The sequence below is a fragment of the Sphingomonas sp. TX0543 genome, assembly GCF_048565505.1.
Classification (GTDB): Bacteria; Pseudomonadota; Alphaproteobacteria; order Sphingomonadales; family Sphingomonadaceae; genus Sphingomonas.
This window is the reverse complement of sequence record NZ_JBLZUS010000002.1, coordinates 420,472-436,384: the sequence shown is the minus strand read 5'-3', so window position 1 is coordinate 436,384 and position 15,913 is coordinate 420,472. Positions and strand designations below refer to the sequence as shown.

General features: G+C 67.6%; 13 protein-coding genes. 7 read left to right on the top strand and 6 right to left on the bottom strand.

The annotated features are described in order from the left end of the window. Position 1: 1 nt before the first annotated feature. Entirely contained in the window at positions 2-676 is a 675-nt protein-coding gene (locus ACM61V_RS02690; RefSeq protein ID WP_137788380.1) for a response regulator transcription factor, read from the bottom strand. Between the two features lie 135 nt (positions 677-811). Here ACM61V_RS02690 and ACM61V_RS02685 point away from each other — a divergent pair, with 135 nt between their 5' ends. The 3 genes from ACM61V_RS02685 to fghA are packed head-to-tail and all read left to right on the top strand — an operon-like array spanning position 812 to position 4,010. After that, positions 812-2,047: an NAD(P)/FAD-dependent oxidoreductase gene (locus ACM61V_RS02685; protein WP_419713790.1), complete on the top strand. Its 1,236-nt coding sequence runs from the start codon at positions 812-814 to the stop codon at positions 2,045-2,047. Between the two features lie 15 nt (positions 2,048-2,062). Further along, entirely contained in the window at positions 2,063-3,169 is a 1,107-nt protein-coding gene (locus ACM61V_RS02680) for an S-(hydroxymethyl)glutathione dehydrogenase/class III alcohol dehydrogenase (RefSeq protein WP_419713789.1), read from the top strand. A 4-nt stretch (positions 3,170-3,173) separates the two neighbouring features. After that, complete coding sequence (fghA, locus tag ACM61V_RS02675; protein WP_137788383.1) at positions 3,174-4,010, top strand: S-formylglutathione hydrolase; 837 nt, start codon at positions 3,174-3,176, stop codon at positions 4,008-4,010. 3 nt (positions 4,011-4,013) lie between these two features. Here the strand turns inward: fghA and ACM61V_RS02670 are convergent, their stop codons facing one another. Next, complete coding sequence (locus ACM61V_RS02670; protein WP_212742237.1) at positions 4,014-5,015, bottom strand: cell wall hydrolase; 1,002 nt, start codon at positions 5,013-5,015, stop codon at positions 4,014-4,016. Between the two features lie 135 nt (positions 5,016-5,150). Here ACM61V_RS02670 and ACM61V_RS02665 point away from each other — a divergent pair, with 135 nt between their 5' ends. After that, positions 5,151-6,422, top strand: a complete 1,272-nt coding sequence (locus ACM61V_RS02665) for an amino acid permease (protein WP_137788384.1) — start codon at positions 5,151-5,153, stop codon at positions 6,420-6,422. Here ACM61V_RS02665 and ACM61V_RS02660 read toward each other — a convergent pair. Genes ACM61V_RS02660 through ACM61V_RS02650 form a run of 3 tightly spaced genes read right to left on the bottom strand, consistent with a single transcriptional unit; the run spans position 6,398 to position 9,895 of the window. Continuing rightward, positions 6,398-7,060, bottom strand: coding sequence for a YoaK family protein (locus ACM61V_RS02660; protein WP_137788385.1), 663 nt, complete (start codon positions 7,058-7,060; stop codon positions 6,398-6,400). The genes ACM61V_RS02665 and ACM61V_RS02660 overlap by 25 nt on opposite strands. 28 nt (positions 7,061-7,088) lie before the next feature. Then, entirely contained in the window at positions 7,089-8,699 is a 1,611-nt protein-coding gene (locus tag ACM61V_RS02655; RefSeq protein WP_137788386.1) for a phytoene desaturase family protein, read from the bottom strand. Between the two features lie 17 nt (positions 8,700-8,716). Then, entirely contained in the window at positions 8,717-9,895 is a 1,179-nt protein-coding gene (locus ACM61V_RS02650) for an aromatic ring-hydroxylating oxygenase subunit alpha (RefSeq protein WP_137788387.1), read from the bottom strand. A gap of 49 nt (positions 9,896-9,944) precedes the next feature. On the opposite strand from ACM61V_RS02650, the gene ACM61V_RS02645 reads away from it, so the two are divergent. Genes ACM61V_RS02645 through ACM61V_RS02635 form a run of 3 tightly spaced genes read left to right on the top strand, consistent with a single transcriptional unit; the run spans position 9,945 to position 13,348 of the window. After that, a complete protein-coding gene (locus ACM61V_RS02645) occupies positions 9,945-10,541 on the top strand; it encodes a TetR family transcriptional regulator C-terminal domain-containing protein (RefSeq protein ID WP_137788388.1) in 597 nt (198 codons plus the stop codon). Between the two features lie 39 nt (positions 10,542-10,580). Continuing rightward, positions 10,581-12,290, top strand: coding sequence for a copper resistance system multicopper oxidase (locus ACM61V_RS02640; RefSeq protein ID WP_419713788.1), 1,710 nt, complete (start codon positions 10,581-10,583; stop codon positions 12,288-12,290). A 5-nt stretch (positions 12,291-12,295) separates the two neighbouring features. After that, positions 12,296-13,348: a copper resistance protein B gene (locus ACM61V_RS02635; protein WP_419714240.1), complete on the top strand. Its 1,053-nt coding sequence runs from the start codon at positions 12,296-12,298 to the stop codon at positions 13,346-13,348. 43 nt (positions 13,349-13,391) lie between these two features. On the opposite strand, the gene gyrB is transcribed toward ACM61V_RS02635, so the two are convergent. Next, a complete protein-coding gene (gene gyrB / locus ACM61V_RS02630) occupies positions 13,392-15,884 on the bottom strand; it encodes a DNA topoisomerase (ATP-hydrolyzing) subunit B (RefSeq protein WP_137785528.1) in 2,493 nt (830 codons plus the stop codon). Positions 15,885-15,913 lie beyond the last annotated feature (29 nt).

Genomic DNA, 15,913 nt, shown 5'->3' with positions numbered 1-15,913 from the left:
ATCAATCGCGCAACATGTAGCCGATGCCGCGCAGCGTGACGATCGGATCGCTTTCCCCATCCCCGATCAGCTTGCGTCGCAGCGCGCGGATCTGGACATCGACGATGTTGGTGGTCGGCTCGAAATCATAGCCCCACACCCGCTCGATCAGCATCGCGCGCGTCAGCACCGTGCCGGCGTTGCGCGCCAGTTCGGCCAGCAACTGCAATTCCAGCCGGACGAGATCGAGCGGACGATCGTTGCGCCACGCGCGAAACCGGGTCGGGCTCACCACGATGTCACCCGCGCGAACCGTATCGCCATCGCCGGTGGTCCACTGCCGCCCGCGCAACAGCGCCTTAAGCCGCGCGTCAAGCTCGATCGCGGGCGTGGGCTTCACGACATAATCGTCGGCGCCCGCATCCAGCCCCTCCACCTTTTCCGCCGAGCGGCCGAGCGCGCTGAGCATCACGACGGGCAGCCGCTTGCCGCCCTCCCGCAGCCGGCGAATGACTTCGGTGCCGTCCATCTGCGGCAACATGCGATCGATGATCGCGGCGTCGAACGGTTCGCGATCCGCCGCCTGCAGCGCCACCGCGCCGCTCGCCGCCACCGTCACCTCATGATCGAGCGCGCGCAATTCCTCGGCCAGCGTCGTCGCATAATCTTCGTCATCCTCCACCAGCAGCAGGTTCATCCTCGATCTCCACCACCGTGCATCACTGCCGACATATGGCCGGCGCGGCACAAGGCAAGTGACAGTTCTGTCATTGACTCGCGCGGCGCTTTCGCGTGGTGGAAGAAGGCGGGAGAGGCGAGGGACGAAATGGGCGTGACGGGTGAGCGTTTCGATGTGCTGATCGTGGGCGGCGGGCATGGCGGCGCGCAGGCCGCCGTGGCGCTCAGGCAGCGCAAGTTCGCCGGCACGATCGCGATCGTCGGCGACGAGCCGGAGCTTCCCTATGAGCGGCCGCCGCTGTCGAAAGACTATCTGTCGCGCGAGAAGGAATTCGAACGCATCCTGATCCGCCCCGCGACCTTCTGGGCGGAAAAGCAGGTGGAGATGCTGCTCGGGCATCGCGTCGCCTCGGTCGATCCCGCCGCGCATCGGGTGACGGCGGCGGACGGCATGGCGATCGGCTATGGCACGCTGATCTGGGCGACCGGCGGCAGCCCGCGCCGTCTGACATGCGACGGCCACGCGCTCGCGGGGGTTCATGCGGTGCGCACGCGCGCCGACGTGGACCGGCTGATGGGCGAACTGGAGACGACCCGCCGCGTGGTGGTGATCGGGGGCGGCTATATCGGGCTGGAGGCGGCGGCGGTGCTGTCGAAACTCGAAAAGCAGGTGACGGTGCTCGAGGCGCTGCCGCGCGTCCTGGCGCGCGTGGCGGGCGAGCCGCTGTCGCGCTTCTACGAGGCGGAGCACCGCGCGCATGGCGTCGAGGTGCGGCTGGGCGCGACGGTATCGTGCATCGAGGAGCGCGACGGCGCGGTCAGCGGGGTGCGGCTTGCCGATGGCGAGGTGCTGCCATGCGAGATGGTGATCGTCGGCATCGGGATCGTCCCGGCGGTGGAGCCGCTGCTCGCGGCCGGCGCGACTGGCGGCAACGGGGTCGATGTGGACGCGTTTTGCCGCACCAGCCTGCCCGATATCTACGCGATCGGCGATTGCGCCGCGCACGCGAACGGCTTTGCCGGCGGCGCGCACATCCGGCTCGAATCGGTGCAGAACGCGAACGATCAGGCGACGACCGTGGCGAAGGCGATCATGGGAGAGCCCGTCCCCTATGATGCGGTGCCATGGTTCTGGTCGAACCAATATGACCTGAAACTGCAGACGGTGGGCCTTTCGACCGGCCACGATCAGGTCGTGCTGCGCGGCGATACGGCGACGCGATCGTTCAGCCTGCTCTATCTGAAGCAGGGCCGCGTGATCGCGCTCGACTGCGTCAACGCCACCCGGGACTATGTGCAGGGCCGCGCGCTCGTGCTGGCCGGTTCGGTCATCGCGCCGGAGCGGCTTGCCGATGCGTCCGTTCCGCTTAAGGAACTGGCGACAGCCTAGCTACAGGAGCATCCAATGAAGACCCGCGCCGCCGTCGCATTCGAGGCGAAGAAGCCGCTGGAGATCGTCGAGCTGGACCTCGAAGGGCCAAAAGCCGGCGAGGTGCTGGTGGAAATCATGGCGACCGGCATCTGCCACACCGACGCCTACACGCTCGACGGCCTGGACAGCGAGGGGCTGTTTCCGAGCGTGCTGGGCCACGAAGGCTGCGGGATCGTGCGCGAGGTGGGGCCGGGCGTCACCAGCGTTGCGCCCGACGATCATGTCATCCCGCTCTACACGCCGGAATGCCGCCAGTGTAAATCCTGCCTAAGCCAGAAGACGAACCTGTGCACCGCGATCCGCGCGACGCAGGGCAAGGGGCTGATGCCGGACGGCACGAGCCGCTTCAGCTACAAGGGGCAGACCATCTTCCATTACATGGGCTGCTCCACCTTCTCGAACTTCACCGTGCTGCCGGAGATCGCGGTGGCCAAGATCCGCCCGGACGCGCCGTTCGACACGAGCTGCTATATCGGTTGCGGCGTGACCACCGGCGTCGGCGCGGTGGTCAACACCGCCAAGGTGGAGCCGGGCGCCACCGTTATCGTATTCGGCCTGGGCGGGATCGGCCTCAACGTGATCCAGGGCGCGAAATTCGCGGGCGCCGCGCGCATCATCGGCGTCGATATCAACCCGGACCGCGAGGAATGGGGCCGCCGCTTCGGGATGACCGATTTCGTCAACCCGAAGAACGTGGGCGATATCGTCCAGCATCTGATCGCGCTCACCGACGGCGGCGGCGATTACACGTTCGATTGCACCGGCAACACCGTCGTGATGCGGCAGGCGCTGGAAAGCGCGCATCGCGGCAGGGGCGAATCGATCGTCATCGGCGTGGCCGAAGCGGGCAGGGAAATCGCGACGCGGCCGTTCCAGCTTGTCACCGGGCGGGTGTGGAAGGGCACCGCCTTCGGGGGTGCGCGCGGGCGGACGGACGTGCCGAAGATCGTCGACTGGTATATGAACGGCCTGATCGAGATCGATCCGATGATCACGCACCGGTTGTCGCTGGAGGACATCAACAAGGGTTTCGACCTGATGCACGCCGGCGAGAGCATCCGCTCGGTCGTCGTTTACTGACGCGATGGAGACCGTTTCCACCAATCGCGCGTTCGGCGGCACACAGGGCGTCTATCGCCATGCGTCGTCGGCGACGGGCACGGAGATGACCTTCTCCGTCTATGTCCCGCCGCATGAGGAGGGCGATCGGCTGCCGGTGATCTGGTATCTGTCCGGCCTCACGTGCACCCACGCCAATGTCACCGACAAGGGCGAGTTCCGCCGCGCCTGTGCGGAACTGGGCGTGATCTTCGTCGCGCCGGATACGTCGCCGCGTGGCGAGGGTGTGCCCGACGACGCCGACGCGGCCTATGATTTCGGGCTGGGCGCGGGCTTCTATGTCGATGCGACCGAGGCGCCGTGGGCGGCAAACTATCGCATGTGGTCCTACGTCGCCGACGAATTGCCGGCGCTGGTCGCGGCGAACTTTCCGGTGGATGCGGCGCGGCAATCGATCATGGGCCATTCGATGGGCGGGCATGGCGCGCTGACGATCGGGCTGACCTTCCCGGATCGCTATCGCGCCGTCTCCGCCTTCGCGCCGATCGTCGCGCCATCGCGGGTGCCGTGGGGCGAGAAGGCGCTGGGCGGCTATCTCGGGCCGGATCGCGCGGCATGGCGCAAACACGATGCGGTGGCGCTGATCGAGGACGGCGCGCGCGTGCCGGCGCTGCTGGTCGATCAGGGCGCGGCGGACCAGTTTCTGGAAAACCAGCTCAAGCCCGATCTGCTGGCCGACGCATGTGCACAGGCCGGCATCCCGCTGACGCTCAGGATGCAGCCGGGTTACGACCACAGCTATTATTTCATCTCAACCTTCCTGGCCGACCATCTGCGCTGGCATGCGGAGCGGCTGCGCTGACGGTCAGCTCTGGCTCGGGTCGATGTCTTCCGGGCCGGCGCCCTCGGGCGGGGCGATATTGCGATGGACGCGGACCCCGGCGCTGAGCGCGGATCGGGCGATCGCCGGCGTGCTCCGCGCGGCGAGCGCGGCGCCGGGCGTCGGGCCGGCGGGGGCAACCGCGCCGCTGCGGTGGATCGTCACCGACCCGACTGTTTCGTTGCCAGCGGTGATAGCGGCGGTGGCAGCGCCGCCCGCCGCCTCGCGGTGCACCGTCACGCCGAACTGATCGCCGGCGGCGGCGATCGTCGTGCCGATCTCCGGCTCCACGCCCTCATAGCGCTGCCGGAAAGCGAGCGCGTTCTCCATCCCGTCGCGCCAGCGATAGAAGATATGCGCCCCCACCGCCCCGATGCGCGTCAGGCTCGACGCCCACCATGGCAGCACATAATTGGCGTGATAATGCGTGGCGGACCCGATCGGCGCGTAGACGTCGCCGGACAGCGCGGCCGCCGCCACCGCGCGCGCGCGCGCCCAGGCATTCGGATCGCGCGGGCGGGTCATCGATCCGTCGCAGGTGAAGCTGAACTGGCAGCCGGTGCTGCGGTTCGATCCCTGATAGACGACGCCGCACACGCTTTTGGGAAAAGCACGGTCGCGCACGCGGTTTAGCACCACCTGCGCCACGGCGCGCTCGCCATCCACGGGTTCGGATCGTGCCTCGTAATAGACCGCCTGCGTCAGGCAATCGAGCGCACGGCCGGCATCGTCGGCGGATTGCTCGCCCGCCTCGAAGGCGGGGGCGGCGTTCAGCACCGCTGGTCGCGCGAGCTTCGCCAGCGCGGCTTCCTCGACGATGTTTGTCGGCACATCCAGCGCCAGCCGCTGGAGCAGCTCGCGCGGGTTCTTCACCGGGCGCGCGGCCGCCGTTCCCGGTGCCGGCGCGTAATTCGGCGCCTCCGCCTTGGGCACGCACGACGTGGCCAGCACGAGAGTGGGCACAGCAAGGAAGATGGGCCTCAGCATCGGCTCCGGCACAGGTCAGGCATGGGGCCGGAGTAAAGCAGCGCGGCTAAGACGCGGTTAACGGCACGGTGCGCGGCTTGCGGGCGGCCCCCGATTGCCTCACACCCCGGGCATACGAGCGGAAGAGGGGCGACGATGCAGCAGAAGCGCGCGCTGGGGATATGGGCCGCGCTGGCGCTCGTCGTCGGCAACATGATCGGCTCGGGCATCTATCTGCTGCCCGCCACGCTGGCGCCGCTGGGCGCCAATGCGCTGATCGGCTGGGGCGTGACGATCGCGGGGGCGATGTGCCTGGCGTTCGTCTTCGCACGGCTGGCCGCGACGATACCGGCGGCGGGCGGCCCCTATGCTTTCGCCACGGCGGCGTTCGGCCCGACAGCCGGCTTCGCCGTGGCGTGGAGCTATTGGGTGCTGGTGTGGGCGGGCAACGGCGCGGTGGCGGTGGCGGTGGTGAGCGCGCTGAGCGTGCCGTTCCCCGCGATCGGCAGCGGCCTGCCCGCGATGGCGCTGGCGCTGGCGCTGATCTGGGGGCTGGTGGCGGTGAACATCCGCGGCGTCGGCCTTGCGGGCCAGGTGCAGGTGGTGACGGCGGGGCTCAAGCTCGTGCCGCTGGCGGGCGTGATCCTGCTGGCGGCGTGGCTGCTGCTGGGCGACGGATCGGGCGCGCTGGCGACGAATGCCCCGGTGCCGATTGGCGCGAGCGCGGTGGCGGGGGCGGCGGCGCTTACCTTCTGGGGCTTCCTGGGTGTCGAATCGGCGACCGTGCCTGCCGACAAGGTGGAGAATGCCGCGCGCGTGGTGCCGCTGGTCACGCTGGCGGGAACCGCGCTCACCGGCCTCGTCTATTTCGCGGTGGCCGCCGCGATCGCGCTGATGATGCCGCGCGCGGAGGTCGCCGCCTCGCCCGCGCCGGTGGCGGCATTTCTCGCGCGCTCTTTCGGGCCCGGAACGGGCGATCTGGTGGCGCTGTTCGCCGCGATCAGCGCCTTCGGCGCGCTCAACGGCTTCATCCTGCTGCAGGGCGAAATGCCATGGGCGATGGCGCGCGGCGGCGTTTTTCCCGCCTGGTTCGGGAAGGAGACGCCGCAGGGCACGCCGGCGCGCGCGCATCTCGTCTCGGGCGTGCTCGTCACGCTGGTGATGGCGCTGAACTATGGCGGGGGGACCGGGGCGCTGTTCGAGGAGATCGCCTCGCTCAGCCTCGCCGCCGGGATGCTCGCCTATCTGGCGAGCGCGTTGGCCGCGCTCAAGCTGCTGCGCGGCGATATCCCAGCGCGGATCGCGGCAGTGATCGCCGCGGGCTTCGTCGCGTGGATGACATATGGGCTGGGGCTGAAAGCCGACCTGTGGGGGCTGGCGCTGCTCGCGCTTGGCCTGCCCGTCTATTGGTGGGTACGGCGCGGATAGGGATCGGACGGACCGAGCCGGCGCGCGGCGATCGCGAGGCCCGCGGCCGCCACGGCCGCAAGCGCCAGGCTAACCGATCCGATGCGCGGATAGAGCAATGCGCCCCCGATCGCGCCGGCAAGCAGCCCAAGCCACAGCCGCAGATAGGGCGCCCACCCGACCGGATCGTCGCCCAGCAGCGCCGCCGCGATCCGCTGACCGAGCTTCACGAGCGTTCCGGTCATATAGGTGACGCCAACCGACACCTCGCCGTCGCGCAGGAATACGTTGTTCGCCGCGCCCATCGCGACCGCCATCGGCAGCGCCGCCAAGCCGCCCGTCACGAACCGGTCGAGCACGGCCGCCACCGCTAGCAGCGCGGCGGTGAGCGACAGCACCGCCACCTTGCGCGCCGTGCCGGTCGCCGCCGCCACCAGTGCCCCGCCGATCACGCCGGCGAGGAATGCGGCGATCAACGCGGCGGCCATCGCCGTCACCGCCGAACCGGTCGCCAGATCCACCGCCATCCGCGTCGTGTTGCCGCTCATGAACGAGACGAACATGCCGCCCAGCTTCACGAAGCCGATCGCATCGACAAAACCGGCCAGTGCCGCGAGCGCGGCGGCGAGCGCCTGATGGCGGCGATCGTAGCGGTCCATTCTTCCCCCGGGCGCGAAAATATCGCCGTCAGATAGGCAGAAAACGCCCGAGAAGCGAACGATCGCGCAGTATCTCGTGCGCGGCATTGTGCCCCGGCGCACCCGTGACCCCGCCGCCCGGATGCGTGCCCGAGCCGCACATGTACAGCCCCTTCACCGGCGCGCGATAATCGCCGTGACCCAGCACCGGGCGGGCCGCCCAGAGCTGATCGAGGCTCATATGGCCGTGGAAGATATCACCGCCGATCAGCCCGAACTTTCGCTCGAGATCCAGCGGCGAATGGATCTGCCGCGCGATCACGCTCGCCTTGAAATTGGGGGCATGATCATTGACCGTATCGATGATGAGATCGGCGACTTCCTCGCGCACGTCATCCCACGAGCGTCCACCGGACAGCACCGGCGAGAATTGCTGGCAGAACAGGCTGGCGACATGCTGCCCCGGCGGGGCGAGCGTGCCGTCGACGGTGGACGGCAGCTTCATCTCCACGATCGGTTTCCTCGACCAGCCGAGCTGCTTCGCATCGTCGAACGCCTGATCCATATAGTCCATGCCGGGGGCGATGATGATGCCGGCGGTATGGTGTTCGGCCTTGTCCTTGCCGGGCAGCACGGTGAAATCGGGGAGTTCGGATAGCGCGACGTTCATGCGGAACGTGCCCGAGCCGAGCTTGTAATTGTCGATTCGCCGCAGGAAATCGGCGGGCAGATCGCTGCCGTCCACCATGCGGCGATAGAGCAGCGCCGGGCCGACATTGGCCGCGACGATCGGCGCGGCAATCTCTTCCCCGCTCTCCAGCCGCACGCCCGCCGCCTTGCCGCCATCGACCAGCACGCGATCGACCGGCGCCTCTAGCGTGATCTCGACGCCGGCATCCTCGCACGCGCGCGCCATCGCCTGCGTGATCGCGCCCATCCCGCCAACCGAATGGCCCCATGCGCCAAGCTTGCCGTTCACTTCGCCGAACACGTGATGGAGCAACACATAGGCCGAGCCGGGGGTGGAAACGCCGGCGTAATTGCCGACCACGGCATCGAAGGCGAAGGCTGTCTTGACGTGATCGTCCTCGAACCAGCCATCGAGGAAATCGCGTGCGGATTTGGTGAACACGTCGAGCAGGTCGCGCTGCGCCTCGATCCCCATTTTCGCCAGCGGCCAGCCCTGCGTCGCGCCGGACATCAGTGCGCGCAGGCCCCCGCCGACATTGGGCGGCACCTTCAGCGACAGATCGCGCAGCACCTGCGCCACCTTCTCCAGCGCGGCATCGTAATGCGGGTAGGTTTCGGCGTCCTTCCGGCTGAAGCGCGTGAACTCCGCCTGCGTGCGCAGCGTGCCGCCGCCGAGCTTCAGATAGGTATCCGCGAACGGGAAGAAATTGCTGATCGTCCGCTCGATGATGCGATAGCCGTAATCGTGCAGCTTCATGTCCGCGATCACCTTGGGGCGGAGCAGGCTGACGGTGTAGCTGGCAGTCGAATTGCGGAAACCGGGGTGGAATTCCTCGGTCACCGCCGCCCCGCCCACGATGTGTCGCCGTTCGAGCACGCGGACCTTCAGCCCGGCGCGGGCGAGATAGAAGGCGCAGACGAGGCCGTTATGCCCGCCGCCGATGATGATCGCGTCGTATTTCCTGGTCATGTCGATCCCCCTGATTCCTATGCGTCGATCGCGCGCGGCCGGCGCGACCAGCCCGGCGCGGGCGCGCGCTGGAGCCGTGCCTCGGGAATGCGCTGCCTGATCTTGGCCGCGAAGGAGCGCAGGCACACTTCGCTCGCGCCGATCGGGCCGGCGGTGTAGCTCTGCGATGCCATGCCCTGCTGCACGCGCTCGATCAGCCAGGTATCCTCGGCGTTCACCACGCGATTGATCCGCCAGTTCGCGTAGCGCGCCAGCTTCATCTCGCGGCGGTCATCGGGCAGCGCGAAGCACATCTCACGCAGCACGCAGGTGGTGGGCGAGAGCGGCAGCCACTGCATGAAATCGATCTGGTCGGCGTAGATGTCGAACGCCATGTTCGGCCACAGCTTGTAATACAGCCACAGCCGCTGGTTCTCTGCTGGCAGGTGATCCACTTGCGGCAGATGCTTCTGATAGAAGCGCTCCCACGGGTTGTCCGACGGGCGATCGACGAGTTGCCCGGACATTTTGTCCACCCAGCCGGCGGCCTCGATCGCGTAGCTCTTGCCGAACAGCCGCGTCAGCCCGTCATGCGCCACCGGGATGTGCAGATTGTCGGAATAATTGTCGCCGACGTTCTTCCAGTTCACGGCGCGCTCGCGCAGCCGCACGTCGCTGATCCGGCGCATCTCCTCGAAGCGATAGGGCGCGATCTGGTGATCGTAGGGCGCCATCATCTCCGCCACCGACGGCCCGCCATCGTCCTCCAGCCGCACGAAGACGAAGCCGCGCCAGATCGATGCCTCGACCGGGACGAGGCTATTCTCCTCCAGCCGGAGCGCGGGATAATCGCGCTTCATCGGCACGCCGGAGAGCCGCCCATCGAGCTCATAGGTCCACGCGTGATAGGGGCACACCAGCTTCTTCGCGCAGCCTGCGTCCCCCTCCACGATCCGCATCGCACGGTGGCGGCAGACATTGTGGAAGGCGCGAATCGTGCCGTCCTCCCCGCGCACCGCCATCACCTGTTCGCCGGCATAGGCGATCGTTCGCCAGTCGCCGGGAGCCGGGAGGTCACTTTCGTGGCAGACGATCTGCCACGACGGGCGGATCACGCGTGCGATTTCGACATCGAAGAATTCGGGATCCGTGTAGATCCAGCCGGGCAGCGAGAAATCCGCATCCGGATCGGCACGGGATTGGGCGAGGGTAGCCATCGGCGGCACTCCGGTTGCTTGCTATACGATCGTATAATAAGGTTGCAGAATGCGCAATACGCCCGCTTTCACCCGCACCGATGCCGACGAGCGCCGCAAGCTGCTGATCGAGGCGACCACGCGCGTGCTGGCGCGCGACGGGGCGAGCGGCGTATCGGTGCGCGCGATCGCGCTGGAGGCGGGGGTGTCGCCGGGGTTGGTGACGCACCATTTCGGCGGGGTCGATGCGCTGATCGCGGCGACCTATGCGCAGGTCGGCGGTGAGGTGACGGCGGCGCTCGATGCGGCGGTGCTGCGGGCGGGCGATGATCCGCGCGCGCGGCTTTCGGCCTATGTCGCCGCGAGCTTCGCCCCGCCAATTGCCGATCGCGCGCTGCTCGCCACCTGGGTGGCGTTCTGGAGCCTCGTCATCGCGCGCGACGATGTGGCGCGGCTGCATGACGAGCAATATGCGCATTTCCGCGCCGGGCTGGAACGGCTGCTTGCCGATTGTGGCATTGCGCCCGGCGCATGCCGGCGCGCCGCGATCGCGATCACCGCGCTGGTCGACGGCCTGTGGCTTGAACTGTGCCTGTCGCCCGGCGTGCTCGATGCGGCCGAGGCGGGGGCGATCGCGGAGGCGCAGATCGCCGCGCTGCTGCGCTAGGGGTGACAGCATCACCCGACCGGCTTACCTCCCGCGTCGATGACCATCGACCTCGATCGCCGCTCGCTTCTTCGCGGCAGCGCCGCGCTGGGCGTCGCGGCGGCTTTTCCTGCGTGGGCGCGGCCCGTTTCCGCCGGCATCGTGCGCCCGATGCCGGCGCTGTCGGGCGAGGATATTCACCTGCGGATCGCGCCCCGGATGCTGACGGTGGATGGCCGGATGACCCACGCGATCGGCATCAACGACACCGTCCCGGCGCCGCTGATCCGCCTGCGCGAGGGGCAGGAGGTGCGGCTGCATGTTGAGAATGCGCTCGATGAGGACAGCTCGATCCACTGGCACGGGCTGATCCTGCCAATGCAGATGGATGGCGTGCCGGGGGTGAGTTTTCCGGGCATCAGGGCGGGCGAGACATTCATCTATCGCTTCCCGATCGTCCAGTCCGGCACTTATTGGTATCACAGCCATTCCGGGCTTCAGGAGCAACTCGGCCATTACGGGCCGATCGTGATCGATCCGGCCGGCGCGGACCCGATCGTGTCGGATCGCGAGCATGTGATCGTGCTGTCCGATCACAGCCCCCTGCATCCGCACGCGATCTTCCGCAGGCTCAAGCTGCAGGGCGGCTATTTCAACCGGCAGAAGCAGACGCTGCCGGGCCTGCTCGCGGGGCGGGACCAGCCCGAGCGCGGGCGGCTCGCGTGGGGCGCGATGCGGATGGACCCGACCGATATCGCGGACGTCACGGCGAGCACCTACACCTATCTCGTCAACGGCCATGGCCCGCAGGATAACTGGACGGCGCTGTTCGCGCCGGGTGAGCGCGTGCGCCTGCGCGTCATCAATGCCTCCGCCATGACCACCTTCAACCTGCGCATCCCCGGCCTGCCGCTCACTGTGGTGCAGGCTGACGGGCAGGATGTGCGGCCGGTGACGGTGGATGAACTGCAGGTCGCGGTCGCCGAAACCTATGACCTGATCGTCGCGCCGCATGAGGAGCGCGCCTATACGATCGTCGGCGAGAGCATCGACCGTTCCGGCATCGCGCGCGCGACGCTCGCCCCGCGCGCGGGGATGGTCGGGGCGGTGCCGCCGCTTCGCGCCCGCCCGCTAGCGACGATGCGCGACATGGGCATGGACATGGCTGGCATGGACATGACCGGAATCGATCATGGCGGCCACCAGATGAAGCACGCGATGCGCGATTTCGCCACCGCGCCGGAGGTGAGGAAGACGCCGGCCGTCCAGACGATTTCCCCCATGCCGGTCGATCGCACCGGTGAGCCGGGGCAGGGGCTGGCCGACGCGGGGCACCGCGTGCTCACCTATCGCGATCTCGTTGCTGCCCGGCGCAATCCCGATCTGCGCGCGCCGTCGCGCCAGATGCGCATCCACCTGACCGGAAATATGGAACGCTATATGTGGGCGTTCGACGGCGAGAAACTGAGCGCCGTCACCGCGCCGATCCCGTTTGCGCAGGGAGAGCGCGTGCGCGTGACGCTGGTCAACGATACGATGATGGGTCACCCGATACACCTGCACGGCCACTTCTTCGAACTCGTCACCGGCCATGGCGACCATGCGCCGCGCAAGCATACCGTGCAGGTACAGCCTGGCGGGACGGTGACGTTCGACGTGACGACCGACGCTGTCGGCGACTGGGCGTTCCACTGCCACCTGCTGTATCACATGCACGCGGGAATGATGCAGATCGTCTCGGTCCGCCTACGCGAGGGGGAGGCGACGTGAGGTGCGTGTTCCCGCTGGTGGCCCTGGCATGGAGTGGCGCGGCTTTCGGGCAGGGGGCCGCCCACGCCGGCCATGACGGCATGGTGATGCCCGCCCCGCCCGCCCCGGTCGCCGCATCGGCCTGCCCCCCGGAACATGCCGCGATGGGGCATTGCAAGGCGGCTCCCGATCCGCACGCCGCGCATGGGATGTCTGCGCCTGCGATCCTGTCCGGCGATGCGCAATGCCCGCCCGAGCATGCGGCGATGGGGCATTGTACCCGCGCCGCCTCCCCCGCGCCCGCCAGCATGCAGCAACCGGTCGGCACCGCGCAGCCCGCCGGAAACGCGCCGCCGCCGCCCGCGCCGGTCGCTGATTACGCCGATCGGTTCTGGGGCGCGGATGCCATGGCCGCGTCGCGCGCCGCGCTGCGCCGGGACCATGGCGGCATGACCTTTTCGCAGGTGATGATCGATCTTGCCGAGGCGCGGATCGGCGCCGGCCCGAGCGGCTATCGCTGGAGCGGGGAGGGCTGGTTCGGCGGCGATATCGACCGGCTCGTCATCAAGAGCGAGGGCGGCGGCGCGTTTGCCGGCCGGCTCGACGAGGGAGAGGTGCAGGCGCTCTACAGCCGCGCGATCGGCCCGTATTTCAACGTTCAGGGGGGCGCGCGCCAGGATTTCCGCGCGGCGGCGCCGCGCACCTATGCCACGATCGGCGTAGAGGGTCTGGCGCCTTACTGGTTTCAGGTGGATGCCATGGCGTTTCTTTCCACAAGGGGAGAGTTGAGCGCCCGCATCGGCGGCTATTACGACCAGCGGCTAACGCAGCGTCTTATCCTCCAGCCTCGCGCCGAGTTGAACTTCGCCGCGCAGGATATTCCCGCCGCCGCCATCGGTGCCGGATTGAGCGAGGCGGAACTGGGCCTCCGGCTGCGTTATGAGATAGAGCGCGAATTCGCCCCTTATGTCGGCGTCTCGTGGCGGCGGCGCATCGGCCGCACCGCCGATTTTGCGCGCGCCGATGGCGACCGCACCGGCGGCGCGGCGCTGGTATTGGGCGTCCGCACCTGGTTTTGACGGGCGATTGCGCGCAGGCGGGATGACCGCCCCGCGCCGATCGTCACACGTCCAGATTGGCGACCGAGAGGGCATTCTCCTGAATGAACTCGCGGCGCGGCTCCACCACGTCTCCCATCAAACGGGTGAAGATTTCGTCCGCCACATCCGCCTGGTCGATCGCCACCCTGAGCAACGATCGATTGGTGGGATCGAGCGTGGTTTCCCAAAGCTGTTCGGGGTTCATCTCGCCCAGCCCTTTGTAACGCTGGATCGACAGACCCTTGCGGCCAACCGCCAGTATTGCCTCGAGCAGTTGCGAGGGACGCGCGACAAGCGATTCGCCCTTGCCGATCGCGGTCGCCTGTTCGCCCTCGTCATCCCCGACGGGCGTGTCGGCAGCGTCTTCGGTGGCGGCCGCGCCCTTGAGCGGCACGAGCTTGGCCGCGTCGGTGAAGGCTTCTGCCTGTTCGGCGGCGAGCGAGTGCAGTTTGCGCGCCTCGGCCGAGCTGACGAACGCCGCCTCGACGATATGGTGATCGGTCACCCCGCGCCACAGCCGCTCGAAATGGATGCTGCCATCCTCTGTCAGCCGTGCTGTCCAGCCCGCCTCGCGATCACCGGATTCGAGCCGCCGGGTAACCTCCACCACCGCCGCCTCGCGTCGCGCGCGATCGAGATCAGGATTGAGCGCGCCGGACATCGCCAGCGCCTCGATGATGACTGGATCATACCGACGGGGGACGTAGCGCATCACCGTGCGCATGCGCCGCGCATGTTCGACCAGCGCCGTGAGATCCTGCCCGGAACGCGCGCCAGCGCTGGTTTCAAGCACCATCGCGGCGACCCCGGCCTCGACCAGATAATCGTCGAGCGCCTTCTCGTCTTTCAGGTACACTTCGGACCGGCCACGCGTCGCCTTATAGAGCGGTGGCTGGGCGATATAGAGATGCCCGCGCTCGATCAGCTCGGGCATCTGCCGGTAAAAGAAGGTGAGCAGCAGCGTGCGGATATGCGCGCCGTCCACGTCGGCGTCGGTCATGATGACGATCTTGTGGTAGCGCAGCTTGTCCGCGTTGAATTCGTCGCGGCCGATGCCGGTGCCCATCGCCTGAATCAGCGTGCCGATCTCGCGGCTGCCCAGCATCCGGTCAAAACGCGCGCGCTCGACATTCAGGATCTTGCCGCGCAACGGCAGGATCGCCTGGAAGTGCCGGTCGCGCCCCTGCTTGGCGGAGCCGCCAGCCGAATCGCCCTCGACGATGAACAGCTCGGACTTGGCCGGATCCTTCTCCTGGCAGTCGGCCAGCTTGCCCGGCAGGCTGGCGATACCCATCACCGACTTGCGGCTCGCCTCGCGCGCTTTCCGCGCGGCTTCGCGCGCGGCGGCCGCATCGATCACCTTCTGCACGATCTGGCGCGCGTTCTGCGGATTTTCCTCCAGCCAGTCGCTCATCTTGTCGGCGAGCAGGCTTTCCAGCGGCTGGCGCACCTCGGAACTGACCAGCTTGTCCTTGGTCTGCGACGAGAACTTGGGGTCCGGCAACTTTACCGAGACAATCGCCGTCAGCCCTTCGCGCATGTCGTCGCCGGTCAGGCTCACCTTCTCCTTCTTCAGGATGCCGGATTTGTCGGCATAGGCGTTGAGCGTGCGCGTCAGTGCGGAGCGGAACGCGGCGAGATGGGTGCCGCCGTCACGCTGCGGGATGTTGTTGGTGAAGCACAGGACGTTTTCGTAATAACTGTCGTTCCATTCCAGCGCGACATCGATGCCGATATCGTCGCGCTGACCGCTGATCGCGATCGGCTCCGGAAACAGCGGCGCCTTGTTGCGATCGAGCCACTTCACGAAGGCGGCGATCCCGCCCTCATAGTAAAGCTCGATCGTCCGGGGCTCCTCATGGCGCGCATCTGTGAGGAACAGCCGCACACCCGAATTGAGGAACGCCAGCTCGCGATAGCGATGCTCCAGCTTCTCGAAATCGAATTCGGTGATCTTGAACGTGGCGGGGCTGGGCAGGAAGGTGACGCGCGTCCCCTTCTTTCCCTCCGCCTTGCCGACGACCTTGAGCGGCGCGACCGCATCGCCGAAGGCGAAGCGCATGTAATGCTCCTCCCCGTCCCGCCAGATCGTGAGATCGAGCCACTCGGACAGTGCGTTGACCACGCTGACGCCCACGCCGTGGAGCCCGCCCGACACTTTGTAGGCATTGTCGTCGGACGTATTCTCGAATTTGCCGCCGGCGTGGAGCTGGGTCATGATGACTTCGGCCGCAGACACACCCTCCTCGGGATGGATTCCGGTCGGGATGCCGCGGCCGTTATCGGTCACCGAGACGGAGCCGTCGGCGTTCAACGCGATGTCGATCCGGTCGCAATGGCCGGCGAGCGCCTCGTCGATCGCGTTATCGGAAACCTCGAACACCATATGGTGGAGGCCCGAGCCATCATCGGTGTCGCCGATATACATGCCGGGACGCTTGCGTACCGCGTCGAGGCCCTTCAGCACCTTGATCGAGGAGGCGCCGTAATCATTCGCATTCTGGGGTTCTGCCATGCCGATTATATAGGCATGACGTGGCCGCA

Excerpts from the sequence above, each read along its gene's own strand:
- ACM61V_RS02690 (WP_137788380.1), bottom strand. The coding sequence starts at position 676 with ATGAACCTGCTGCTGGTGGAGGATGACGAAGATTATGCGACGACGCTG.
- ACM61V_RS02680 (WP_419713789.1), top strand. The coding sequence starts at position 2,063 with ATGAAGACCCGCGCCGCCGTCGCATTCGAGGCGAAGAAGCCGCTGGAG.
- fghA (WP_137788383.1), top strand. The coding sequence starts at position 3,174 with ATGGAGACCGTTTCCACCAATCGCGCGTTCGGCGGCACACAGGGCGTC.
- ACM61V_RS02670 (WP_212742237.1), bottom strand. The coding sequence starts at position 5,015 with ATGCTGAGGCCCATCTTCCTTGCTGTGCCCACTCTCGTGCTGGCCACG.
- ACM61V_RS02665 (WP_137788384.1), top strand. The coding sequence starts at position 5,151 with ATGCAGCAGAAGCGCGCGCTGGGGATATGGGCCGCGCTGGCGCTCGTC.
- ACM61V_RS02660 (WP_137788385.1), bottom strand. The coding sequence starts at position 7,060 with ATGGACCGCTACGATCGCCGCCATCAGGCGCTCGCCGCCGCGCTCGCG.
- ACM61V_RS02655 (WP_137788386.1), bottom strand. The coding sequence starts at position 8,699 with ATGACCAGGAAATACGACGCGATCATCATCGGCGGCGGGCATAACGGC.
- ACM61V_RS02650 (WP_137788387.1), bottom strand. The coding sequence starts at position 9,895 with ATGGCTACCCTCGCCCAATCCCGTGCCGATCCGGATGCGGATTTCTCG.
- ACM61V_RS02645 (WP_137788388.1), top strand. The coding sequence starts at position 9,945 with ATGCGCAATACGCCCGCTTTCACCCGCACCGATGCCGACGAGCGCCGC.
- ACM61V_RS02640 (WP_419713788.1), top strand. The coding sequence starts at position 10,581 with ATGACCATCGACCTCGATCGCCGCTCGCTTCTTCGCGGCAGCGCCGCG.
- gyrB (WP_137785528.1), bottom strand. The coding sequence starts at position 15,884 with ATGGCAGAACCCCAGAATGCGAATGATTACGGCGCCTCCTCGATCAAG.